General features: G+C 40.2%; 19 protein-coding genes. 9 read left to right on the top strand and 10 right to left on the bottom strand.

Annotation, left to right across the window (positions count from 1 at the left end; genetic code table 11):
* Positions 1-83 precede the first annotated feature (83 nt).
* Positions 84-320, top strand: coding sequence for a hypothetical protein (locus tag CH352_RS10650; protein WP_086446559.1), 237 nt, complete (start codon positions 84-86; stop codon positions 318-320).
* Between the two features lie 6 nt (positions 321-326).
* Here CH352_RS10650 and CH352_RS10645 read toward each other — a convergent pair whose 3' ends face one another.
* A complete protein-coding gene (locus CH352_RS10645) occupies positions 327-2,291 on the bottom strand; it encodes a M3 family metallopeptidase (RefSeq protein WP_207766689.1) in 1,965 nt (654 codons plus the stop codon).
* Positions 2,292-2,387: 96 nt separating this feature from the next.
* On the opposite strand from CH352_RS10645, the gene lsa23 reads away from it, so the two are divergent.
* Positions 2,388-2,987: a surface adhesion protein Lsa23 gene (gene lsa23, locus CH352_RS10640; RefSeq protein WP_100707101.1), complete on the top strand. Its 600-nt coding sequence runs from the start codon at positions 2,388-2,390 to the stop codon at positions 2,985-2,987.
* A 74-nt stretch (positions 2,988-3,061) separates the two neighbouring features.
* Entirely contained in the window at positions 3,062-4,237 is a 1,176-nt protein-coding gene (locus tag CH352_RS10635) for a MaoC family dehydratase (RefSeq protein ID WP_100707100.1), read from the top strand.
* 44 nt (positions 4,238-4,281) lie between these two features.
* On the opposite strand, the gene CH352_RS10630 is transcribed toward CH352_RS10635, so the two are convergent.
* The 3 genes from CH352_RS10630 to metK are packed head-to-tail and all read right to left on the bottom strand — an operon-like array spanning position 4,282 to position 6,752.
* Complete coding sequence (locus tag CH352_RS10630) at positions 4,282-4,596, bottom strand: ATP-dependent Clp protease adaptor ClpS (protein ID WP_100707099.1); 315 nt, start codon at positions 4,594-4,596, stop codon at positions 4,282-4,284.
* Between the two features lie 36 nt (positions 4,597-4,632).
* Positions 4,633-5,592 (bottom strand): transketolase family protein, encoded by a 960-nt coding sequence (locus CH352_RS10625; RefSeq protein ID WP_100707098.1) that lies wholly within the window; start codon positions 5,590-5,592, stop codon positions 4,633-4,635.
* The gene (metK, locus tag CH352_RS10620; protein ID WP_100707097.1) at positions 5,592-6,752 is read right to left on the bottom strand and encodes a methionine adenosyltransferase; all 1,161 of its coding nucleotides are present in this window, start codon (positions 6,750-6,752) and stop codon (positions 5,592-5,594) included. Before metK ends, CH352_RS10625 begins: the two co-directional genes overlap by 1 nt.
* 195 nt (positions 6,753-6,947) lie before the next feature.
* Here metK and CH352_RS10615 point away from each other — a divergent pair, with 195 nt between their 5' ends.
* The 3 genes from CH352_RS10615 to CH352_RS10605 all read left to right on the top strand — a co-directional run bounded on the left by CH352_RS10615 (position 6,948) and on the right by CH352_RS10605 (position 10,311).
* A complete protein-coding gene (locus tag CH352_RS10615) occupies positions 6,948-7,346 on the top strand; it encodes a ParB N-terminal domain-containing protein (RefSeq protein WP_100707096.1) in 399 nt (132 codons plus the stop codon).
* Positions 7,347-7,578: 232 nt separating this feature from the next.
* Positions 7,579-8,385 (top strand): major surface lipoprotein LipL32, encoded by an 807-nt coding sequence (gene lipL32, locus CH352_RS10610; RefSeq protein ID WP_100707095.1) that lies wholly within the window; start codon positions 7,579-7,581, stop codon positions 8,383-8,385.
* A 171-nt stretch (positions 8,386-8,556) separates the two neighbouring features.
* Positions 8,557-10,311, top strand: a complete 1,755-nt coding sequence (locus CH352_RS10605; protein ID WP_100707094.1) for an acyl-CoA dehydrogenase family protein — start codon at positions 8,557-8,559, stop codon at positions 10,309-10,311.
* A 117-nt stretch (positions 10,312-10,428) separates the two neighbouring features.
* Here CH352_RS10605 and CH352_RS10600 read toward each other — a convergent pair whose 3' ends face one another.
* Positions 10,429-11,118, bottom strand: coding sequence for an oxidoreductase (locus CH352_RS10600; RefSeq protein ID WP_100707312.1), 690 nt, complete (start codon positions 11,116-11,118; stop codon positions 10,429-10,431).
* A 234-nt stretch (positions 11,119-11,352) separates the two neighbouring features.
* Between CH352_RS10600 and CH352_RS10595 the strand changes: the two genes are divergently transcribed.
* Complete coding sequence (locus CH352_RS10595) at positions 11,353-12,630, top strand: adenylate/guanylate cyclase domain-containing protein (protein WP_207766697.1); 1,278 nt, start codon at positions 11,353-11,355, stop codon at positions 12,628-12,630.
* Between the two features lie 15 nt (positions 12,631-12,645).
* On the opposite strand, the gene amt is transcribed toward CH352_RS10595, so the two are convergent.
* From amt to CH352_RS10580, 3 genes are all read right to left on the bottom strand, one after another.
* Entirely contained in the window at positions 12,646-14,919 is a 2,274-nt protein-coding gene (gene amt / locus CH352_RS10590) for an ammonium transporter (protein WP_100707092.1), read from the bottom strand.
* A gap of 211 nt (positions 14,920-15,130) precedes the next feature.
* The gene (locus tag CH352_RS10585) at positions 15,131-15,466 is read right to left on the bottom strand and encodes an Mpo1-like protein (protein WP_100707311.1); all 336 of its coding nucleotides are present in this window, start codon (positions 15,464-15,466) and stop codon (positions 15,131-15,133) included.
* A gap of 79 nt (positions 15,467-15,545) precedes the next feature.
* Positions 15,546-17,057 carry a cryptochrome/DNA photolyase family protein gene (locus tag CH352_RS10580; protein WP_100707091.1) on the bottom strand — a complete coding sequence of 504 codons (1,512 nt, stop codon included), beginning with the start codon at positions 17,055-17,057 and terminating at the stop codon, positions 15,546-15,548.
* A 191-nt stretch (positions 17,058-17,248) separates the two neighbouring features.
* Here CH352_RS10580 and groES point away from each other — a divergent pair, with 191 nt between their 5' ends.
* Together groES and groL are read left to right on the top strand one after the other, a co-directional pair.
* Positions 17,249-17,536 (top strand): co-chaperone GroES, encoded by a 288-nt coding sequence (groES, locus tag CH352_RS10575; RefSeq protein ID WP_100707090.1) that lies wholly within the window; start codon positions 17,249-17,251, stop codon positions 17,534-17,536.
* Positions 17,537-17,554: 18 nt separating this feature from the next.
* Complete coding sequence (gene groL, locus CH352_RS10570; protein WP_100707089.1) at positions 17,555-19,195, top strand: chaperonin GroEL; 1,641 nt, start codon at positions 17,555-17,557, stop codon at positions 19,193-19,195.
* Between the two features lie 55 nt (positions 19,196-19,250).
* Here groL and CH352_RS10565 read toward each other — a convergent pair whose 3' ends face one another.
* Positions 19,251-24,215, bottom strand: a complete 4,965-nt coding sequence (locus CH352_RS10565) for an LA_1737 family protein (protein WP_243396349.1) — start codon at positions 24,213-24,215, stop codon at positions 19,251-19,253.
* Positions 24,208-24,429: a DUF167 domain-containing protein gene (locus CH352_RS10560; protein WP_207766688.1), complete on the bottom strand. Its 222-nt coding sequence runs from the start codon at positions 24,427-24,429 to the stop codon at positions 24,208-24,210. The genes CH352_RS10565 and CH352_RS10560 overlap by 8 nt, the downstream gene beginning before the upstream one ends.

Here is a 24,429-nt window from a genome sequence, read left to right as displayed (position 1 = left end):
ATGAAAAATTATGCCGCGTTGTTGCATTTTGAAAAAAACCTAGTTGACTGGTTCAGTTCGCAAATTAACTTGCTGGTGTCTTTATGGAAGCAGAGAAAGTCATTTCGGTCCCTATCAAAGAACTTCCTCACTTAAAAGTGATCCTAGCCGGATGGTACAATTTTTTAAAGGATAGTTACGATCAGAAAACGATAGACGCAAACGCCTTTAAAGACTCTTTAAAGACGAATGTGGTCTATAATATTGATTCCGACCAGGTAGAATTACTACTTTCAGGCACGGAACAATTGCTTCAAAGTTTCCGCAAAAAACTTTCTTAAGATCTCTTAGGCTACTAAATCATAGAGTTTTAATAGAGCGTCCGGTTCAGGATCTCGTCCAAGAAAACGTTTGAATAGCACCATTGCGTTCTCGGAGCCTCCTTTTTCCAAAACCTCGGTTCTATATTTTACCGCCAGATCCTCATCAAAAATTCCCTTGGATCTAAACGCAAAAAACGCGTCTGCTGCTAAAAGTTCTGCCCATTTATAACTATAATAGCCTGCTGCATATCCTCCTGAGAAAATATGACCAAATCCATTCTGGAATTTGTTATATCCAGGTGGAAAAAGAACACTGACTTCTTTTCGAACAGTATCCAATATATTCTGCACTTCCGCTTCCGAATATTTTTGGAGATGGATCCTTATATCAAAAATTCCGAATTCTAATTGTCGGACCACTCCCATTGCCGCCAGAAAGTTTTTGGTATCCTTTAACTTTTGAGCTAGTTCCTTCGGGATTGGCTTTCCTGTTTCATAATGGAATGCAAAAAAATCCAACACCTCGGGCTCGTAAGCAAAATTTTCCAAAAACTGGGAAGGAAATTCCACTGCGTCCCATTCTACTCCGTTGATACCGCTTACGGGAGGCTCTTCAATTTTTGCACATAGATGGTGGAGTGCATGTCCCATCTCATGGAAAAATGTTACTACATCAGAATGATTTAAGAGAGAAGGAGCGCCATCCTTAGAAGGAGGAAAATTACAAACCACGAATGCAGAAGGAAGGATTGTTTTACCAGAAAGTTTATTTCTAGTTTCCCAATGATTCATCCAAGCCCCACCTTGTTTGTCCTTTCTAGCTTCCAAGTCCAAGTATAATCTTGCGATAATTTCAGAGCCGTTTTTTACATGATAGACTTCCGTTTTAGGATCCCAAATGGGAGCCTCAGTCTTCTCGAATTTTAATCCTAAAAGTTTTTCCAAAAAGGAGAAGGTTCCCTTTACCACAGTATTCTTTTCGAAATAAGGACGGGTCAGCTCTTCGTCAAAATCATAATCCTTCTTCTTTAACTTCTCCGAAACATAGGCGCTGTCGAATGCCTGAAAGTCGGAAATACCAAGTGTCCCAGCAAATTTTTTGAGTTCAGAGATTTCCTTCTCGGCTACCGGCCTTGCAAGTTTTCCAATTTTTTGTAGGAAGTCCAACACTTGCTCCGGAGAATCCGCTACCTTAGTCGCCAAAGAAGATTCTGCATAATTTTTATATCCGAGTAATTTTGCAGACTCATCTCGGAGAGCCAGTATCTCTTCTAAAATTTTTCCATTTCCCGAAGCTCTAGTTACGTATGCTTTATATAATTCTTCTCTCTTGGAACGATTGCTTCCATAGGTCATATAACAATTATAACTCGGGAACTGAAGAGTAAATGTGTAAGTCCCGTCTTCGTTTTTATACAATGCCTTGTCTGATTCAGGAATTTCTTTTACATCTTCTTCGGATTCGATTTTCATTTCGAAAGAATTTGTGGAGTCTAAAAGATTTTGAGAGAATTGATTAGAAAGATCGGAAAGCTTGAGTTGAATTTCTTGCAGTCGACTTTTTTTATCATCTGGAAGTCCGACTCCTCCCAGTTTGAATTGTAGGATCGCGTCTTCTAAGACCTTGTTCTTAGGCCTGTCTAAATAAGATTTTTCTTTCTCATAAATTTGAGAGTATAGTTTGAATAATTCTTCGTTCTGACCCAGTTCAGTATGAAATTCTGTGATCTCAGGGAGGATCTCAGTATATTGTTTTTGGGTTTCTTCACTATTTTTAACACTATTTAGGTGAGAAAGTACAGTAAATTCTTCCTGCAATTCTTCCATAGAATCGTTCAGAGGTCGTATTACAGACTCATAATTTACATCCTTCTTCTGTAAAACTTCTTCCAAAACCTTTTTAGTGTTTTGGATCTTTTCTCTCACCTTCTCCTTTTGGGCAGAAAGTGCAATTTGGGGAAATTCTCTGAATAGAATTAAGGAACTCATCGATTCCAGACTTTCTCTTCCCGAATGGAAAAGCACCTATTTTCCATCTTGACAAGATTGAAAAACTGATTCGAATTCCTCCATCTCGATCCTCTCATGAAATCTTATCTTCTGGTCCCACTATTCTTTCTTTATTTAGGCTGCACGAGTCCGCCTTTGCCTGTATTCAAAAACACAGACGGGATCTGCCCCAAGTCGGATCTTTTCGTATTATCCCAACCTGAGATAGATGTGCAGACCGGGAATGATCTTGTAGGCATCTACTGTAAGGCCAATATCACTCCGATTGGATTCGAATGGGAAATCAGTTTAGTGTTTCGAGATGAGATCCATCCAAGCAGCTGGAAGGATTTTTTCTATAGGGTCTACAGAAGGATACGTTATGGTAGGACCTACGACATAGAAACCTTTTTAGTCCGACTGGATCCAGATGGTAAAACTTTCCAATTGGATCTGAAGAATGTTTACTCAGGAGATCAAATCTTCCAAGAGGACCCAGTCGTCCATAAGGACAGGATACTTTCTTCTTCTTTTTTAGAAAATCGGAACTCACTGCCCATTCTGTATGTAAACACATGGAATCATATGTTTGGGGAGAAGGACAATAATCCGGAGCTTACGAAACAAGAGATCCAAATTTCCGAGTTCCGTTTTGGATCCAGAACCCAACTGGACGGGTATTTCGGGACTTATTAGACCGAAAAAGCCTTTTCCGAGCGGAGGATCTCAAAATCCTGGAAGAAACTAAAAACGAAGCAGGAGTTCTCACTATGGCTAAAATCCCTACTTCCCCCTTCGCGGAACTAGGTCCTAAAACTCCGGTGGAAACCGGAACCGTAAAACGGGGCATTTACGGCAGATATCTGGAAGAATTTACAGAAGGTGCAATTTTCGAACATCCAAGAGAACTGACGATCGATCGTTCTTTTGCCCAAGAGTTTGCTACCACTTTTATGGAAGCAAATCCACTTTATCTTTCCGCTCCTTATGCACAAGCTCACGGATTTAAGGATCTATTAGTTTCTCCTTTGATGGTGTTCAACGTGGCACTTTCCTTGGGAGTTCAAAACGATTCCGAAAAAGCACTCGCGAACCTTGGATACTATGACGTTCAATTCCTGAAACCTGTGTATCCAGGAGATACTCTTTCTGCTAAAACCAAAATTATCAAAATAGATGATAAAGGGCCGGACAAACCGGGGATTGTTCATGTTCGCACAATCTGTTTGAACCAAAACAAGGAATTAGTACTTCAATACGAAAGAAAGATCATGATCTATCACTCCAACGGAAAACCGAAAGGAACTCCTAAACCGGTGATCAAAGATGCTTTCTTCCCGGAGACTGATAGCCCGGTGATCGAACTTCCTGAGCTAAAGTTCCCGAAAGGTTTCGAGACGGCTACTTGGACGGATACTTATTTCGAAAATTTCGCAGCTGGTCAGATCTATATCCACCAAAACGGAAGAACTATCACTGACGAACACTTCCCTTGGACGTACAGAGTTGGGAATACTCACCCGCTTCATTACGACAAACTTTACTCTTCCGGAATTTCCGGACCAATGGGTGGAGAACCTGTCGTTTACGGAGGACTCGTATTTGCATGGTTATGCGGACTTTCTTCCAGAGATGTAACTGAGAATGTTATTTGGGATCTTGGATTCACAGAAGGATATCATACTCAACCTTCTTTCAGCGGAGACACTGTAACTGCGATCACCAGAGTTCTTTCCGTAAAAGATAGAGGAACCGAATTTGGGATCCCTGCGGGAGAAGTCCATCTTCAGTTCATCGGTCTGAAAAACATCAAGGCAAATGACGCCTTCGAAAAATTCGGAGCGGATCTATTCTTAAAAGAGAACGATAAGAAAAAACACGGTAAGGAAAAACTTCCTGAGAAAATTTTCGAAATCGAAAGAAAGATCTTAATTAAGAAGAAATAACACTTCTTTGAAGGCCCGGCACTCAGCCGGGTTTTTTATTACCGTCACTCTTCGAGAGTTGCGCTCATAGAGCCCTTAGAAGCGGGCAAAAGCGGATCCGGTCCGTAATTTAAGATCAAATCCTGGATATGTTCTGCGTGCTCTAATTCTCCGGCAAACACTACAGTTTTTTTTTGAGCGTCTACTTCTACAGCATGACCGAACGCTTGCTCTGGAGTCATCTTGCATACATCCATGAGCATTGTGATCACATATTCGTAGGTATGTTCGTTATCATCCCATAAAACCACTCTCCAGGGGCCTCCGATTTGCACCGGATCTTCTGTGGTGGTTTCTTCTATTGAGGGTGAGTTAGGCATAACCGAATATACGCGTCCCGAGCGGCAGCCGAGGGATTATTTGGATTGGACTGCTTTTTTCGCTAGTTCCACTATGTTTTTAGATCTGAGCCCGAAATAATCCAGAAGTCCGGACCAAGTCCCGGATTTACCGAATGTGTCCTTCATTCCTAATTTCAGAACTCTCACAGGATGTTCCTCGGATAAGAATTCGCTGACTGCGGAACCTAATCCACCGATCACATTATGCTCTTCACAAGTGACAACTGCACCGCAAAGTTTAGCATATTTTAATATAGCTTCTTTATCGATAGGCTTGATGGTCGCCATGTTCAAAAGAGTCGCTTGGATGCCTTCTGCTTCCAGTTCTTTTACTGCGATCATCGCTTCGTTTACAAGAACTCCGTTTGCAATGATAAGAACGTCTTTACCTTCTCTCATCACTTCCGCTTTTCCGATCTCGAATTTGTAATTTTCTCTTTCGATCAAAGGAAGATTAGGACGGCCCACTCTTACATAAACCGGTCCCTTATAATCTGCGATTGCATGGATGATCTGTTTGGTTTCGTTATAATCGGAAGGACAGATCACAACCATTTCTGGAATGGCTCTCATAGTGGCAAAATCTTCGATACATTGGTGAGAAGCTCCGTCCTCACCTACAGTAATTCCACCGTGAGAAGCTACTAATTTTACGTTTAAGAAAGGATAAACTACGCTGTTACGAACTACTTCCCAAGCTCTTCCGGATAAGAACATCGCGAAAGAAGAAGCAAATGGAACGTAACCTGAAAGTGCGAGTCCGGCTGCGTGTCCCACTAAATTCTGCTCTGCAACCCCTACGTTAAAAAAACGATCTGGAAATGCCTTCGCGAATTTATTGGTTTTAGTAGAACCGGAAAGATCCGCGTCTAGTACTACGATATCGGTACGCTCAGCACCTAATTCGTGCAATGCGTCTCCGTAACCGTCTCTCGTTGCTTTTTGATCTGCGCTAGATGCGGATACTGCTCCCATTAACCTTTCAATGCTCCTGCTTTATCAGTTCTTTCCCAGGTGAATGTTTCTCCACTTCTTCCGAAATGCCCGTAAGCAGCGGTTTCCCTGTATTTTCTTCCCTTCTCCAACAATTGTAAGGACTCAGTGATCCCTCTTGGAGTCAGTTTGAAGTTTGCTTTAATTCTTTTTACGATCTCTTCTTCGGAAAGTTTACCTGTTCCGAAAGTATCAACGTGAACCGAAACAGGCTCAGCAACTCCGATCGCGTATGCCAACTGCACCTCACACTGAGAAGCAAGTCCTGCAGCTACTACGTTTTTCGCGATATATCTACCCATGTATGCAGCTGAACGATCCACTTTGGATGGATCTTTTCCGGAGAATGCTCCACCACCATGTCTTCCATAACCACCATAGGTATCCACGATGATCTTACGTCCTGTCAGACCTGTATCTCCGTGCGGCCCACCGATGATAAACTGCCCTGTTGGGTTGATAAAATATTTCGTATCTTTTAAGAAGTTTGCAGGGATTACCTTCTTAATACATTCTTCAATTACGGATTCCTCAATTTGTTTGTGAGAAACTTCAGGAGTATGTTGGGTAGAAATAACCACGGTGTCTATACGAGTAGGTTTTCCGTTTTTGTATTCTACAGTTACTTGAGACTTTGCATCAGGGCGAAGCCAATTCAACTTACCGTTATGACGTAATCCAGCCAGATGTCTAACTAACTCATGAGAGTAATAGATAGGCATAGGCATAAGTTCAGGAGTTTCGTCGATCGCGAACCCGAACATTAAACCTTGGTCACCGGCTCCTTGCTCTTTAAACAGACCTTCTCCCTCGGTAACACCTTGAGAAATGTCAGGGCTTTGGGCATGAATATGAGAAGAAACTACTGCAAACTCAGCGTCAAATCCTAAGGAAATATCATTATAGCCGATCTCTTTGATCACATTTCTTGCGATCTCAGCCGCGTCGATTTTTCCCTTGCTGGTAACTTCCCCGGCGATAACCACTAGGTTTGTAGTTACTAGAGACTCGCAGGCTACCCTGGATTTAGGATCCTGAGCTAAATAAGCGTCCAGAATTGCGTCGGAAATTTGGTCGCAAACCTTGTCCGGATGTCCTTCCGATACGGATTCCGAGGTAAAGATGAAGTCTTGAAGGGACATTCGATTGTAATTCCTGTTAAAATTATTTCGAAGGGGAGAATCTTCCCCGCCTAAAACTATAAACCTATGCAAGTCGTCACTGTCAAGTGAATCCGACCCAACCTTTTCCGATCCCAGAAGGGTCCGGAAGGAAATTTAGTCAAAACTTCTGAAATTGGTTTGTAGGATTTATACGGTGAAAAAAGCATTTCTTAGATGAAAATTCGGGTCTCCGATATTAAGGTAAAGAACCGCATTCGTAAAGATTTGGGCGACTTACATGGCCTAAAATCTTCCATACAAAACTTAGGACTTTTGCATCCGATCATTATCGACCTGGACAATAAATTAGTCTCCGGCGAAAGACGCCTAGAATGTGTAAAACTTCTGGGCTGGGAATATGTTGATGTTCGGATTGTCGATGTACGAAGTAAAAAAGAAAGAGTTTTGATCGAAGCCGAAGAAAACAATGTACGGCTACCGTTTACCCCGGAAGAACAGGAAAGGGCTCAAAAGCTATTAAGAAGATATTCCCATACTGGGATCCTTGGTAGATTATTTGCCTGGCTCATGGATCTTTGGGAATGGTTTTGGTCCTGGCTTTTCAAAAGCTAAACTATTATCTATCCATCATCCCCTCATTCAAGACACTCTTTCCGTTAGGAGAGCTGGAAATTTTTTTACTCTCCTAATGGAACTTGTTATATGATAAGCCGGGATGTAAAATTACCCTTTTGTAAAATTTTTGCACCGCAACAGGGCCCGGAAAACAAAAAATTATTAATTAGATTTACAAAAAGGAATCTCTTCTCTATCTTGAGCAATCCATACCAAGGAGATCTCTCGAATGAAAAAATCTTCGATCCTTATAATCTCCACCGCTATAATGGTCAGCTTTGCTGCATGTATCGGTGGACTTCCCGGCCTACAAAGTAATTTCTCGGTCGGAGAACAAGACATTCCAGGAGTAGGAGTTAAGAAGCTTTTCGCGCCTTATTCTGAAACTGTGAACTATTGGGGATACATCAAACCAGGACAAGCCGCTGACGCAGTAGTAAACGGAAAGAAATCATATTTCCTTTATATTTGGGTTCCAGCAGCTATCGTTGAACTAGGCGTTCGTCTAATTTCCCCTACCGGAGAAATTGGTGAGCCATCTAGCGGCGACTTCGTGAGTGAGGCTTTCAAAGCTGCAACTCCTGAAGAAAAAAGCATGCCAAACTGGTTCGATACTTGGATTCGCGTAGAGCGCTTAGCAGCTATTATGCCGAACCAAATCGAAGGAGCAGCTAAAGGAAAAGCACTTCAAAATCTTGGCGACAATGATGATGGAGACGATACTTACACTGAAGAGCGTCACAACAAGTACAACTCTTTACTTCGTATCCAAATTCCTAATATTCCAAAAAGCTTGGATGAACTGAAAAACATCGACACTAAAAAACTTTTAGTTCGCGGTTTATACAGAATTACCTTCACTACTTACAAAGTAGGCGAAGTTAAAGGTTCTTTCGTAGCTACTGTTGGAGTTCTTGGCCCTCCAGGTGTTCCAGGTCTTTCTCCTATTCTTCACGCAAACCCAGCTGAATTGCAAAAATTGGCTGTTGATGCAGAAGAAAAATTGAAAGCTGCAGTTGCTGGAGACAAGAAGTAATCCTTCTTTTTTCCCGCTTTGCTTAAAGCCGAAAGCCGTCGGGTCAAACCGGCGGCTTTTTTTATATTTTCCCTCCACTTTTTCCCTTTCCATATAAAATCCGAATAATAAGGGTCTCTTAAGAAACAATGTCAGGATGAACAAAAGTTCATTTATATTCGGAGAATATCCATGCTGGAAAATAATTATTTCTTAGAGAATGAAGACTTAAAACAATATTTCGAATCCTTAATAGACTGGGAAGAAGTGGTAGAAGCGTTTGAACAAGGTTTTTCCGACAAAAAAGAATACGAAAAAACCGGAAAAGAAGAATTTGCATTAGCCCCGGGAAATAAGGAAGAAGCCATTGAATTTTATAGATCCGTATTAGAATCCGCGGGAGAGATCGCAGGAAAGGAAGTGGCACCTTTTGCTCAAAAAATGGATGCAGAAGGTTTAATATACGAAAAAGGTAAAGTTCGTTTTCCAAAGGAAATGATAAACGCAGTCAATCAAGTTAAGGATGCCGGAATTCTCCCCTACTCAATCGGCCGTAAACATGGTGGATTAGGTCTACCATGTTCAGTCCAAGCAATTCTTATGGAAATATTTTCCAGGGCAGACGGCTCACTTGCGATCGCCTTAGGCTGTATGAATCTTGCTGAAACCATAGAAAGATTCGGTTCGGAAGAAATGGTAGAAGCTTACGTACCGAAAATGGCGGCAGGAGAACTCTGCGGAGCAATGGCCCTCACTGAACCTAATTACGGATCGGATCTTCCTAACTTGCAGACAAAAGCGATCAAAGGAGAGGATGGAGTCTGGAGGATTACCGGAGCAAAAAGATTTATCACGCATGCTTGCGGTTTCGATAATAAGCCTTCCATTATTCTTACATTAGCAAGAACAGGAAGTCCAACAAGCGGTGCAAGAGGACTCTCCTTCTTCATAGTTAAAAGTGAAGATGTGGAGATTGCCGGAATAGAGAAAAAAATGGGACTTCATTGTTCTCCGACATGTGAGGTCGTCTATGAAAACACTCCAGGTATATTAATCGGGGAAGAAGGTTATGGACTCGTAAAATATTCCATGGCAATGATGAACGGGGCAAGACTTTCCATTGCTGGACAAGCGATGGGAATCGGTGCTGCGGCTTATTACGAAGCCAAAAAGTATGCGGACGAAAGAGAACAATTCGGGAAGAAGATCAAAAATATCCCTGCGGTAAAAAAGATGTTAGATCTAATGGACAGAGAAATTATAGCAATGCGTTCCATTTTACAAGAAGCTTCCAGATCCATAGATCTTTATCATTGGAAATCCGAAAGAATGAAAGAATCCGGTATAGATGAAAAAGAGATCAAAAAAGACAATAGCCTAAAAAAATGGGAAAAACTCGCCAATCTATTCACTCCATTATCTAAATATTATATTACGGAACAGGCAAATAAGATCGCATTTGACGCACTCCAGATCCACGGAGGTGCGGGATACACTTATGACTACGATATTTCCAGGATCTACAGAGATGTAAGGATCACCAATATTTACGAGGGGACGACACAATTGCAGGTTGTGGCAGCAATTGGAGGAATTGTCACTGGGCTCGGAGCAAAAGGGATTTTAAGACAGTACCTGGACGAAGAAATGAGTCTATTCTCCCCTTCCGGTGAACTTTTAGAAAACCGCAAAAAATTAGAAGACTCCCATTCATTCTACACTTCTTTAGAAAATGGAACGTCCAAAGACGAAGTTGCATTCGAACTAGTGGAATCTGCGACTAGAGTCATCATTGGAGTGATCTTAGAAAAAGGCCTGAAAAAACTGGATGGAGAGGCGAAGGTGCAAAGAGCGGCTCTGGTTCATTCTTATAACCAAGATAGCACAGCTTTATTAGAATATAATAAAATCCGCATCCAGAATAAGAAGGAAGTAGCACTAGTTTAATTTCGCACAGAGATCACGGAGGACACAGAGAGACTCACCATGTAGGAACTCCAACATAATCTGTTGCTGTATCTTTGTGGCGAACCTTGGCGGTCTTTGCGGCTCCGTGTGCAAAAACTAAAGAATCGTATCCAAATTCGCTCTCGCAGAAGAAGCTCCCAAAATCTGGATCTTATCCGATTCTATGATCTGCTTTCCTGTTTTTCCTGACCAAGCCAAGTTCAACATGGACTTGGCAACTGTCTTTGCATGAATGGATCTGTATTTTTTAAAAGGACCTATAAGTAAAGGATTGATCAAGAAGGCAAGTTTGGACCCGATCTTCTCCCCTAACCTGAACTCTTTTCTATCCCCTTCTAAAAGAGAAGGCCTGAAAATTCCGAAAGTTTCAAAACCGAGTTTGGAAATTTCTGCTTCTACTTCTCCCTTTACCTGATTATAAAATACGAATGAATTCGGATCGGCTCCGAGTGCGGTCACGATAAAGAATGATTTTACACCCTTCTCCCTTGCGGCTTTTGCAAAACTGATTGGATACTCTAGGTCCACTTTTTTAAAATTCTCCTTCGAGCCCGCTTTGCCGATCGTAGTTCCCAAAGTGCAGAATGCATCAGTCACTCCCTGAGGAAACTCGAGGGATTTTTCCCAATCAGTAAGGATCAATTCAAGTTTAGAATGGGTCCATTCTAAAGGTTTTCGGACAAGAAGATAAACTTTATCCCAAGATGGATCTATCAATAATTCCTGTATAAGCTCTCCACCAACGAGACCAGTCCCGCCTGCAATGATTGCAACTCTATGGTTCATTCTTAACATCCTGTTCTATCCAAGGGTTAATCGATCTTGGTTTTATTTAAAAGTTCCACTGATTCGTGTATTTATTTTGGAATTATAACATTCCTTTTGTTATCCGAGTCAGTCGAAAACAATAAGAAACGATTGAAGCAAAAATGGAAAGGAGTATTTTGGGAAGCTATGCCTATCAAAGATTATCTACCTAAATTTCTTTGTAATATCCTAGAAATAACCGATCGAAACAAAATGGACGATTCAGTCCGCAAGGTTTTAGAAAATGAAGAGATCATAGGCGCCTATGTATCCAACGTATTTCGGTACGTTCTTCTTCTATTTTTCGCAATCCAAATCACAGTAAATTGGAAAAACGGAAACTTTTTAGCTAATGGGATAGGATTCGCTTTTTTCGCGATGATCACTATAGCGCATACATATGTGATCCGAACCTGTACTAATTGGGCGATCAAAGGATTTTCGTATTTAGCGCTATTTGCAGATTTTATAATTATCACTTCTATATTACTTTATTATACTCTTCATCAAGATAAGTTTGATCTGGGTTTTGCCTTGAAAAACCCTATGCTGAACTTTTATCTCTTTCCTTTAGCATTCTCTCTGATCCAGTTTAGATTAAGATATGTCGTTCTTAGCGTAATTTTATTTTATACTGTTTACTTCGGGATCTTTACTACAGCAATAGTATACGATAAAGTTGTTTTCGCTCAGGATTGGGGCGATTATGTAATGGGTCCGAACGTTCTATTGACGGATATTCTTTTCGGTCGCCCCATCTTGTATATGATCCTAGCTTTCTTCTTTTGTTTCGGGATCTTAAGAACTCTAATCATGATCCGACGAATTGGCGAAGGGGAAGCACAAAGATCCCTACTCTCTCGCTACTTCTCCCCCGGAATGGTGGAAGAAATGATGACAAACCCGGATCTATTGGAAGGAAGAAGGCAAACTGCCACAATTTTATTCACCGATATCCGAAACTTCACTGCACTTTCCGAAAACATGGACCCTCTTGAGCTGAGTAGATTTCTTTCCTCCATTAGAGAAACATTAACTGATTGTGTTTTTGAATTCGGAGGAACCCTGGACAAATATATAGGCGACGCAGTCATGGCAACATTCGGGACTCCTTATCCATCCGAAGATCCTGCCTCTGACGCAATTCGCGCTTTACAATGCGGACAAAGGATGTTGGAAAAATTAGGAGAATTTAATAAAGCCAGAGAATCCAAAGGGCTGGAGGCAGTAAGGATCGGAATCGGGATCCATACAGGCGAAGTTTTCTCCGGAAATATTGAAACTAGTAGAAGAGCTGAATTCACAGTGATCGGAGACGCAGTCAACACCGCGTCTAGAATTGAATCTCTTACTAAAAACTTCGGAAAAGAACTTTTGGTGTCTGAGGAAACCTGGAAACTAGCAGGTGCAAATTTCAGAGGGGAAACTCTTCCTCCAGTGCAGGTAAAAGGAAAAGAAAAACCTGTGACTGTAGTGGCAGTTGGAGCCTGAGGAACCTCAATAAATTTAACCTGCCGTGGGTTCGATTTGGAAAATATCTACTACTCGATGCATTCGGATCGTTTGACCACTCAACATAAGACTCATCTTCTGAAGTTCATCCAACAAAGATCCGATCCGAACTGCTCCATCTTCAATTTCGCAGAAAAAGTCCCTCATTCGATTCAATTCGGAATAACGCTTTTCCATATTACCTTCGACGGATTCGCTCATATTCGCTACTCCCTGGATAGAAATTCCCAAATTTTGCGATCTTGCAGAATACTCTCGGACGGATTCAAACGCATGTTTCATTGTTTTGGAAAGTTCAGGAATTTTAATTAAGATCGACTTAAAGGAATCCACAGTCTCAGATAAAGACTCTAAGGAACTGTTTACGGTTTCCCAAATCTCTCTCAAATATTTATTTGCCTGTTTTGAATTTGTAGAAGATCTTTCGGCCAGAACAGAAATTTGTTCCGCTACCACAGCAAATCCTTTATCTCCACCTCTCGCAGATTCGATGGCAGCGTTAATGGAAAGCATTCCAAGTTGCTCTGCGATCTTTTGAAGAATACTTACTAGTTCTTCCACTTTTTTCGCGGAACCGTTCAAACCCTGCATACTTTTAACGGTATTCTCCAAGGTTTTTTCTCCAGTGAACGCGATGGATTGGATAGAATCACTCACCCTATCCGAAGATAAAATATCCTCTTGTAGATCTTTCATTCCAAGGGACATCTCTTCCGACATCCTGAGCATTTCGACTGCTCTTATTTTTTCTTCTCTCGCCAAATCCAAAACCGATTTGAGAGAAGATTCCAATAAATCCGAAGTTTCCCGGATCACTATGGTTCTATCTTTCTGTTTTTCGATCTCTTTCGTAATAGCAAGAGTGGAATTTTCTAAATGCTCGGATTCGTTCTCGATCTTATTAGAGTTCTCCTTCACAACTCCTATGATTTGGGTTAAACTCAAAAGTAAACGATTGAATAATTCTGCAACCGCTCCTGATTCTACTCCCGGATCTACATCTATCCTTTTTCTCAAATCCTTAGAATCGGCAACATATTTCATCGCATTCATCAGATCCAACCAAACAGTTTTAGCTCCATGTTCAGATTCGTTTAATCCCCTTTCTTCTTCTTCCGAAGATACACGAATTGATATTGTAAACTTCATCAGAAAGAATAGAATGAGTCCCATACTAAAAGCCCAAATCGCACAAACAGCAACACCTGTAAGCTGGGCCTGCCATTGATCCCAACTGCGTAATGACTCCTCTTGCGCAAATAAACTCACAGCCAAGGTTCCCCAAATACCTCCGACCCCATGCACTGGAAACGCACTCACTACATCGTCTAACTTTAGAAAATTCTCCATTATCCAGACCGCAACTTCTGCAAGTATACCTGCGATCAATCCAATGATCAAAGAAGAAGCAGGACTCATTACATCGCAACCTGCAGTGATTGCAACTAACCCTGCAAGGACTCCGTTGATCGCTCCTCCAACATGAGGAACACCTTTCGTAATATAATCGAATATGATGGCGGCAATACAACCTGCACAAGCAGCCAGACTAGTATTTACGATAATTTTCGGAACAGCGTCAGTAAGAGAAAGCGTACTTCCTCCGTTAAATCCGAACCAACCAAACCATAAGATGAAAGTTCCCAAAACGGAAAAAGGAAGATTATGACCGTACAATTCTCTAGGTTTCCCATCGGAATCAAAACGATCTTTTCTAGGTCCAAGAACGATCACTCCGGCTAAAGATACCCAAGCTCCTACCGAATGTACTACCGAACTTCCTGCAAAATCGTGAAAGCCGGATTGACTCAACCAGCCTCCTCCCCAAGCCCAATGACCGAAAACGGGATAGATGAATAAAGAAACAAAAAGAGAACAGACTAAATATGCCTGGAATCTTATCCTTTCTGCAACGGCTCCGGATACGATAGTCGCCGCCGTTCCCATAAAGGTAACTTGAAAAAGAAAGAAAGCGAATTCTTTACCTGTGCTAAGACCTTCTAAAAGAAATAGATCCTTACCGAACCAACCATTGAAGCTGGTCCCATACATCAAACCATAACCGATCAAGAAAAAACATATAGTACCTACAACATAATCGAGTAGGTTTTTGATCGCTACATTGATCGAGTTTTTAGATCGTACTAATCCGGATTCTAAAAGAAGAAAACCGGCCTGCATAAAAAAGACAAGTGCGGAGGCGAAAATCACCCATAGGGTGTCTACATTCTTTGCTAATTCTTTGGCGGCGGGAAGAACGTGATCCAATGAGAGAACCTCTCTTCGTTCTAAGAATGAGCATATCTATTGATTGATCCAGGATTGAGAAAGAAAAAAACGTAAGCCGGCAATAATTTATAACGTAGCTTAATAAGCGAACTAAAACTATAGCGCTTCAGTAATAGGAAAATATCCCTCAATTGAGGTATTGGTCACGAAATCGCAAGTAACGTTCCTGCGACTTCGCAACGCGTAGAAATTACTTCACTCCTGCCTTTTCTAGTTCCTTACCTAGTTGTCCAGTAATCGTATAGAAATACATTCTCCAATCGCTCACGAAAGATTTGAACGGATAAATAAATGTAGCAGGACGGTTTTTTTCTAAGAAGAAATGCCCTATCCATGCAAAAAGATATCCGCTAAACAATGCTCCTAACAAGTACCAAGCATTTAGATAGAAGATTGCAGAAACGATAAACACCAGCGCACAGGTGGTTCCTATAAAATGAAATATCCGGTTCATCTTGTTCGAATGTTCTCTCAGGTAGAATGGCCAGAATTCCTGTAGGGTTTCGTATTTTTTGTTTTCAGTCATCTTTGTCCCTCCGGAACTACATAATACGGCAACGAAAAAGAATCCGCAACAACTTCTCTCCAATTTATAATAACGGCTGTTATTTAAAAAGTCGTAGTTCCGACAATCCTTCCAAGGATTGAATATATTCCAGATAAGGTTTTATTTTAAATTTTTTAGAGGTAGAGTCCGAGGACATATAACGGATATTTCCGAACACTGCTCTCTCCGGCGACCAAGGCCGATCAAATGCACCGAAACACCATAGAATACCTGTATATGAATTCGGGTCTCTTCCATCATAGGCATATTTATGATTCAAATCTTCTAATATACGAAATGCTTCTTCGGGTGAAGAAGACCACTCTATTACTTTTTTACCCCAAAGCATTCTAAGATAATTTTGGATGGTTCCAGTGAGAACTAATTCCTTCTGGGCTGCATTCCAAATAGGATCATGGGTCATCGCCTTCTCAAATTCTTCCTTGGAATATGTGTATTCTCTTATATCTCCCCGATGAGCTTCCAAAGAAAGTTTTGCCCAATTCGGAAGAATGGAAAGATCCTTTCTAAAACTTGGCTCCTCATAAAACAAAAGATAACCGAGTTCCCTCCAAGTCAGAAGTTCATCTAAAAAAGAATTTATATTTGGGTCCGGATGAAAGAAACCTTCGTTCTTTCCTCTATAAGAATGGTTTAATATATCTGGATTCCAATCTATTTTAGGATCAGATCCCAAAACTGCAGTGACGATCTCGTCAACTGAGATCATTCCAAAATGTAAATAAGGAGATAAGTAAGATGATTTGGTCTTTTCAGGAGGTCTTGGCTCACTTCTCTCTTCTAAATAAAAAGGAAGTCCTTCTTTTAGGAATTTTTTCAGAAGTTTTAGACCTTCTTTTCTTCCCCCATGTTTACCGGAAACAGGACGAATATCCGGAAACTTAGAATTCATTTTTTGCAAATAGGAAGAGATTTCCTCCTTCTTCCCGGAAAATAGAAAGTTCGGTTTTTTATTAGTATCAAGACTCGGAATTCCTTTTGCATTCGGTTTAGGATTGGATCTATGAACATAAGATTCCACAAACCTATCGTGAAGTTTCGGTCTTAAAACCCTCGCATATCCAAAAGATTTTTCATAAGAAGCGAGTGGAGTGATCGAATTAGAATCCACGAGTAGAAGTTTGCAATTTAGGATCTCGGAAATTTTCTGCGCATGCAAAGGCAGGAAAAAACAAGGAAAATCATCCGTAATTACTATAGAAGATCTTTCTAAAATACTCGGGACCATCTCAGAAAGTGAATGTTCTTTTGTTTCTACAAAGGGCCAGTATGTAAATCCGGCACGGGTCGCATCTTCTGCAGTATCACAAATTCCTTCTAAAAGAAATTGTTGGAGCCTAGGAGAACTCCATTCAAAATCCATCATGACGGATTCAAAGATCACCAATGGTTTTTTAAATTTTTTGGCAAGATGAATGGAATAATCCAAAGAATGATTCCAGGCCATTCTTCTATTCGCACGTAGCCAATAGAGGATATATTCTCCTTCTTCAAAGATGGGCTTTTTGTTCCCTTCTCTTACTCTGATTAAATTTCTTTCTGAAAACAAGATTCTCCCTTAGACGTTGTTCCCTGAAAAACGGGAGATGAAAAATTTAGGGGTTTAAGCGGAATTTAGGCAATATTTTAGCACTCTTAAGCTCAAAGTGCTTGACCGCCTACCCGTCTTTCGGATTTCCTGGAATTTATATTCAAGCACTCATTTATTACAAGTGCTAAAGAGACTGAAAGGAGAAAGTCATGGCGATTAAACCACTGGGCGACCGTGTTCTGGTTGAACCTAAACAAGACGCCGAAGAAAAAATCGGCAGCATCTTCGTTCCTGATACGGCTAAAGAAAAACCGCAAGAAGGAAAAGTTGTAGAGGTAGGAAGCGGACGTTATGAAGACGGAAAGCTTATACCACTAGAAGTTAAAGCTGGTGATGTCGTTCTGTACGGCAAATATTCCGGAACTGAAATTAAATCCGAAGGTAAAGAATACTTAATCATTCGCGAAAGCGATATTCTTGCCATCGTGAAAAAGTAATAGGCCGAGGTAATAAAAATGGCAAAAATTATCGAGTATGATGAAACAGCTAGACGCAAACTTTTAGAAGGCGTTAACAAACTTGCAAACGCTGTAAAAGTTACCCTTGGACCTAAGGGAAGAAACGTAGTAATCGACAAAAAATTCGGATCTCCAACCATCACTAAGGACGGAGTTACCGTAGCAAAAGAGATCGAATTAGAAGATTCCATCGAGAACATGGGCGCTCAGATGGTAAAAGAAGTTTCCACAAAGACGAATGACGTTGCTGGAGACGGAACTACCACCGCTACTATTCTCGCTCAATCCATCGTTAACGAAGGATTGAAAAACGTTACTGCTGGCGCAAACCCTATGGCGCTTAAACACGGTATCGACAAAGCGGTTTCCGCTGCTGTTGATAGCATCAAAAAACGTTCAGTAAAGATCGAAAACAAAAAAGATATCGCTAACGTTGCGACTATCTCCGCAAACAACGACAAAGATATAGGAAATCTGATCGCAGATGCTATGGACAAAGTCGGAAAAGACGGAGTTATCACTGTTGAGGAAGCAAAATCTATCGAAACCACTTTAGACGTGGTAGAAGGTATGCAATTCGACCGTGGATATGTTTCTCCTTATATGGTAACAGATCCTGAAGCAATGATCGCTACTTTAAGTGATCCTTATATTCTGATCTATGACAAAAAGATATCTTCTATGAGAGACCTTCTTCCTGTATTGGAAAAAGTTGCTCAAGCAGGAAGACCTTTAGTGATCATCGCAGAAGAAGTAGAAGGAGAAGCATTAGCTACGATCGTAGTAAACACTCTTCGTAAAACTATCTCTTGTGTGGCTGTTAAAGCTCCTGGATTCGGAGATCGTCGTAAAGCGATGTTAGAAGATATCGCAATCCTTACCGGTGGACAAGTGATTTCCGAAGACCTCGGAATGAAACTGGAGAATGCAACAGTTCAACAACTGGGACGCGCTAAAAAAGTTACCGTGGATAAAGAAAACACCACCATCATCGAAGGTCAAGGTGCTTCTAAAGATATCCAAGGCCGTGTAGGTCAGATCAAAAAACAGATCGAAGATACTACTTCAGAGTACGATCGTGAAAAACTCCAAGAACGTTTGGCTAAATTAGCTGGCGGTGTTGCAGTGATCCATGTTGGTGCAGCTACTGAAGTTGAAATGAAAGAGAAAAAACACCGTGTGGAAGATGCACTTTCAGCTACTCGCGCAGCAGTAGAAGAAGGTATCGTTCCTGGCGGTGGATTAACTCTTCTAAAAGCTCAAGAAGCAGTTGCAGCTCTTAAATTAGAAGGCGATGAAGCAACCGGAGCAAAAATTATCTTCCGTGCATTAGAAGAACCGATCCGTATGATCACTTCTAACGCAGGTTTAGAAGGTTCCGTAATCGTAGAGCAAGCAAAAGGTAAGAAAGGAAACGAAGGTTTTAACGCTCTTACTATGGTTTGGGAAGACCTACTACAAGCTGGAGTCGTAGACCCTGCGAAAGTAGTTCGCTCTGCGCTTCAAAATGCAGCTTCTATCGGATCAATGTTATTGACTACAGAAGTTACAATCACCGACAAACCTGAAAAAGACGGCGGCGGAATGCCTCCTATGGGTGGAATGGGCGGTATGGGAGGAATGGGCGGCATGATGTAATGCCAGCTCTTCCTTTCGGAAAAGTCAAAAGCCGGGGAGAAATCCTCGGCTTTTTTTATAACTTGATGCCAAATACCCTATCTATCTCATTCCCATCCTTAGTGATCGTGTGACTATATAATAAATTTAGAATAGAGTATTTACTGTATTTGGTCTTGGTTTCATATTCCCAATCCCAAAGAAGGCCTCCCATTCCAGGAATTGCCAAAATTCCCATAGCGTGCAAGCCGTTCATATTATTCCCATATTGTCTATAGTAGAATAATCCAGGGCCTACAAGCATCAGATCTTCCTCTTTAGAAATTTTTTGATTTCTATAATACAATAATCCAAGACCAAGCATATCAAACCTTCCGTCTTTTTCGGAGGAGAAATATCCTAATACAGGCGGGATCAAAGAAGCGGTGCCGTCTGTATCTGAATGATAATAATAGACCGGAAGGAAATTCGCCAGAGTTTCTCCCGGAACGGTCTTCCAACGTAACCAAAGGAAATTTGTATCGGAATAATCGGGGCGCCTTTCCAGTCCCGCGAGTAGGCCGCCCAAGACTGCAATTCTAGTTCTTTGTTCTTCTAATTCAGTATGGATCAAGCCTAAGAAGAAGTTCAGATTTCTCCTCTTTTGATAATTCTCGAAATTTGTATCAAAAATTCCTGCAAGACCCCAACGATCCCAATCATTATCTTTATAGCTATAAAAGCCGAATGCAAACCAGAATCTAGACTCTTTACTTTTCCTATAGAATGCAAGAGGAGCGAGGCCATAAGCAGTACGTTCCGAATTATCCAAATAAAAAGCGGGACCGATCACTATCCTTTCCAAACCGGTATTTCCGGATTTATAATCCGTAATTAACAAAAAGTTTAAGTGTTTTTCCTTCTTAAACGGATCGTTTTCAGACTCAAATCTATATATAGGAAAAAGATAAGATCTGAAATACGAACTAATCGTTTCTTCTTTTTTTAGATCCTTAGTTGTATGCAATGTATTTGAAAAAATGAAGAATGCATTAAAGTCTCTCCACTGATCTACTACCTTATCCTGGCTACCCTCTTTAGCGGAGATGGATTCGTATTTGGAATAATCGATCAATTTCAAAAAGGTAACATCCCTCTTGAAGTATTCTTTATTTTCCAAGTTTTGTTTTTCTGAATAAGTATATAAAAGAGGAATCGGAACAAAATAAAAGGAAGAACTTGTTTCCAAGGTTTTACTTCCAGAAGAGGAAAAAATTCCGAACGGATTGGCGTTGAAGGAGTTCCAATTTCCTGCTTGGAATTCAGTCCTATCCGAATAATACAAAAGTCCCCAGGTGATCCTTTCCTTCAAAACATTCGGAATATTTCTCTCGGTATTGGAGTAGAAAGGATAAATTGCGAAAGAATTTTCCTGGTCGGAACCTGAGCCGCTCAGAAATCCTAATACATTCCATCCGGAACCTTTTCCTTTTTTATAACCGTAATAAAGAATAGGAACAGTAGTATAACTTTCGATCGTCTTCTCTCCTTCCTCCTCAGAGCCGGAAAAATAAAAAGGAAATATATGGAAGGAACTCGAAATTCTCTCTCCTTTTTTCTCCTTCGAGGACGAAACGATTCCAAGAAAATTTCCACTCGAAACAGATGGAGAAGATTCGCGATAATAACCGAGTAAAAAGAACTTACTCTCTGCAGGACTCCTTTTCCAATAAAAACCTGGGATTAGTAAAAAATCCGTTTTAGTAGTTTGTTCAAGAGCCTCACCCGCTCCTCTTGATCTATTAGAATAATAGAATGGAGTCAATAAGGTGCTCGATTCTGCTCCGTTCATTTCCTTTTTACTGGAATAATAAGATAATAATGTATAAAAATTAGACTCTGAGGATTCTCCTGCAGAAGTATAACTTCTGGATCCTAAACTTAGATACAAAGGTATAAATAGACTATAAGAGTTTTCTTGGAATATATCTCCAGCCTGGTTTAATTCCGATCCGGAATGATAAAAAGGAAGAAGCAAAGTATGAAAGGATCTGCTCGTGATATTCCCTTCTAGTATTCTTTTTCTATAATAGAATGGAGAAATAGTTCTAGAAAAATCTTTAGACTGATCATGTGCAACCAAAGGAAAGATCCTAAATCCCCAAGCATCAGAAGAAAAATATAATCTAGTGATAGGCCATAAAACGGAATAATCCCTGACTTCTCCCTGCTTTCCTCTCAAGAAACCGAATAGCAGATAAGATTCTTGGAAATTTTCTTTCTGTTCTTGCCTGCCGTAAAAAGGAAATAGAACAAAATAAGATTCATCTCCAATTTTACTCCAAAAAAATAGAGGAGCAGCATATACTTTATCCGATGTTTTTTCCGACCAAGAGAACCAGCTCAAAGGGAGAAGTCTAAAATGTCGTCGATCGTCACCTCTTTCATAACTAAAAATTCCGAAAAGAGCACTGACGCCCCAGAAAGAACGGACCTTCTCTCTTGTTAATCGGTTGTATTGACCTAAACCTTCTTTTTCTTCCGGAGTATTTTTTACAAAAATATTCTCAACCGCCGAATTAGCCGTAACAGATTCACTCGGGTGATTTTCTTTCCAAAATTGTAATTCTTCTTTATTTACCGAGGTTCTTGTAGAAATGCTAAATAAACTATAGAACAAAGAAACATCTGCATCTAGATAATAATCTTTTTCCGTAGACCCAACTCCGGCGGTTCCAGAAAAACTCCCTAAAGTCTTAGAAGAAGAATAAGCCAATTTTAATTCTAAAGACTTATCCGCTTCGTAATAGTTTAACCAAAGAGGAAGGAACATATCTCCCTTACTTCTGGAATTACTCCAATTCCAATATAAAGGAAACCAAGTGGAGAATTCCTCTTTACGGACCTTATCTACATTCGAAAACCATAATAAAGGCCAAATCCAAGTATTATCTTTTTCCGGGGAGCGATTCCAATAGTGAAAAATCCCGAAATGTGTGTAAATATCGTAATCCTTTCCGAATCTAAAATAAAAAGGTAGGACTAAACGAAAACTATCCCGTTTATAAAAATAGAATGGGAACGCGTAACTATACTTTGCATCGCCTACTTTGTCGAATCCCCTACCCGTCAAACCAAGCACATTCCAATATGAATATTCGTTTGTAGTATTAGAAAAATAGATCGGATAGAACCTTCTTCTAGATTCCTGATCCGTATCATATCTCTCATACAATGTGACCAGTGAATATTTCTCAAACTTGGTCTTATATTCTTTCGAATAAGAAAGTGGAGTGATAAGTTCTTTATATTCTGAAGTATCGTTCCACTGAAAAATCGGAAGAAGAGTGTAACTTTCCGACTTATTATTCTGCCAACTATCTCTGTAAAAATACCAGAAAGGAAATAGTATCCATCTTTCAAATTGATCTCCTAACTCGCTCTTTCTGGAATAAAACGGGCCTACCCAAGTTCTATTCTTATTCCAGTAAGTGAATAACGGAATGATCCAAGTATATTCGTTTCCGGTTTGATTTCCCTTCGCCCATATAGGCAGAAAATGAAAATATTCCTGTGATTTATAAAACCAAAAAGGAAAGAAAATCCCTCGTTTAAATTCTCCCTTTTCATCCCAAGAAAGATAAGTATTGATCCAATAATTTTGAGAAGCAACTTGTTCCTTATTCCTATAATATAAAAACCAAGGAAGCAAAGTAGTGGTTTCAGAGGAATCGAAAGAATAATAGGAAATAGGCGTGATTACTTTAGATTGATTCGGCTTAAATGAATGATAATAGAAAGGGAAAAATAAAAATTTAGAGTTTCCCTGCCAGTCATTAGAATAATAAGAATTTAATGCATAAAAATTAATCTCAGTTGCAGTACGTTTATGATAAAAAGGAACGGGTAATAAACCGAACTTTTCCGTTCCATTATCGAAATAAGCGGGGAATAGATATAAATATTCGTTCTTCTTATGGAATAATAATGGAAAAAGATAAGAACTTTCATATTCTCCCTTTTCATTGGAACTCCAACCGCTCAGTAACAATACGTTGGTATTAGATTTACCCCCGTTCTCCCAATTCCGATGAAAAACGATCGGAATATTTGCATTATATTTTTTTAATTCTCCATTCGAATATCTTTGATCGATAAACAAAAGAAGGTAATAGGAAAATTTCTCCTCATCTTTTCCACCACCTCCTAATTGAGGCGTTTCCTTCCAAGTCCGGCCGAAAAGCGGAGTAAAGAATGCCCCTTCTTCTCCGGAATCCCAAGAATTATAAGAGAAGAGAGGAAAAATAGTAAAATGAAAGTTCTCTTTATTAGAATACGAATTATAAAGAGTATTATAAAAAAATATCGGGAAAAAGCTAAAATGGAATTTTCTTTTACCGGAACCCCAATACACCAAAGGAAGAATGGAGCCGTAAGAAGACTCTCTGTCCTCTCCCCAATGGAAGATTAGGAAATGGTTCCAATTATCGTATAAGTCCCGATTCCGAAAGTATAAAAAAGGAACTGCAAAATAGAACGATTCTTCCTTACCGCTTTCGATCGTTTTACTTCTACCGAACAAAGGAAGAAACGAAGGAAAAGACACCCAACTTTCCGAAAATTTTTCTCCCCTTAATTCATACGAATTATAATGAAATAAGGAAAAGTTTACTCCAGAATCCGACTGAGGCCCCTGGATACGTTGCGCGTAATAGAGAGGGAATAAATAGGAGCGAAAGGACTCGTTTTCTTTGGCAGACACATGATCTAACAAGGGAAAAAAGCTGGTTTGTTTAAACTTAGGATAATCAGTGTACGTATACAGAACCAAAAGGTTCAAAGAATAATGAGGTCCCCAATTCTCTATACTTGCAAACGGAGGAAGCCTGAAAGTGTATTTATCTTCTTTATCACTTCCTAATATAGGTTTTTTTTCAGCTATTAAAGTATCAAAATAATCCGAGGCTCCGATCTCGGAAGAAAGACAAATGAGAAAGATCGGGAAAAATAAAACGGCATTCCCGATTTTAGGAGAAAAAATTTTCAGAAAATTTCTAATCATAAACTTCAAGAAGTTTTAACTTACTCTTTTCTCCCCTGAGAATTTTTACCTTTGAGGGAGCAAGCCCCAGTTCTTCCGCAACTGCCCGGACAACAGCTTCATTCGCCTTACCTTCGGTGGCAGGTTCTTTTACTGCAATGATCCAAACACCATCTTCTCCTTTAGTTACGGACGGTTTTTTAGAATTTGCTTTTACCCTGACCTGAATTTTCAC

The organism is Leptospira hartskeerlii, from assembly GCF_002811475.1.
Taxonomy (GTDB): domain Bacteria; phylum Spirochaetota; class Leptospiria; order Leptospirales; family Leptospiraceae; genus Leptospira_B; species Leptospira_B hartskeerlii.
The sequence above is the reverse complement of the archived record's forward strand: the minus strand, read 5'-3'. Positions and strand labels throughout refer to the sequence as shown.

Coding starts and splice junctions, on each gene's coding strand:
- CH352_RS10650 (WP_086446559.1), top strand. CDS start 84: ATGGAAGCAGAGAAAGTCATTTCGGTCCCTATCAAAGAACTTCCTCAC.
- CH352_RS10645 (WP_207766689.1), bottom strand. CDS start 2,291: ATGAGTTCCTTAATTCTATTCAGAGAATTTCCCCAAATTGCACTTTCT.
- lsa23 (WP_100707101.1), top strand. CDS start 2,388: ATGAAATCTTATCTTCTGGTCCCACTATTCTTTCTTTATTTAGGCTGC.
- CH352_RS10635 (WP_100707100.1), top strand. CDS start 3,062: ATGGCTAAAATCCCTACTTCCCCCTTCGCGGAACTAGGTCCTAAAACT.
- CH352_RS10630 (WP_100707099.1), bottom strand. CDS start 4,596: ATGCCTAACTCACCCTCAATAGAAGAAACCACCACAGAAGATCCGGTG.
- CH352_RS10625 (WP_100707098.1), bottom strand. CDS start 5,592: ATGGGAGCAGTATCCGCATCTAGCGCAGATCAAAAAGCAACGAGAGAC.
- metK (WP_100707097.1), bottom strand. CDS start 6,752: ATGTCCCTTCAAGACTTCATCTTTACCTCGGAATCCGTATCGGAAGGA.
- CH352_RS10615 (WP_100707096.1), top strand. CDS start 6,948: ATGAAAATTCGGGTCTCCGATATTAAGGTAAAGAACCGCATTCGTAAA.
- lipL32 (WP_100707095.1), top strand. CDS start 7,579: ATGAAAAAATCTTCGATCCTTATAATCTCCACCGCTATAATGGTCAGC.
- CH352_RS10605 (WP_100707094.1), top strand. CDS start 8,557: ATGCTGGAAAATAATTATTTCTTAGAGAATGAAGACTTAAAACAATAT.
- CH352_RS10600 (WP_100707312.1), bottom strand. CDS start 11,118: ATGAACCATAGAGTTGCAATCATTGCAGGCGGGACTGGTCTCGTTGGT.
- CH352_RS10595 (WP_207766697.1), top strand. CDS start 11,353: ATGGACGATTCAGTCCGCAAGGTTTTAGAAAATGAAGAGATCATAGGC.
- CH352_RS10585 (WP_100707311.1), bottom strand. CDS start 15,466: ATGACTGAAAACAAAAAATACGAAACCCTACAGGAATTCTGGCCATTC.
- groES (WP_100707090.1), top strand. CDS start 17,249: ATGGCGATTAAACCACTGGGCGACCGTGTTCTGGTTGAACCTAAACAA.
- groL (WP_100707089.1), top strand. CDS start 17,555: ATGGCAAAAATTATCGAGTATGATGAAACAGCTAGACGCAAACTTTTA.
- CH352_RS10565 (WP_243396349.1), bottom strand. CDS start 24,215: ATGATTAGAAATTTTCTGAAAATTTTTTCTCCTAAAATCGGGAATGCC.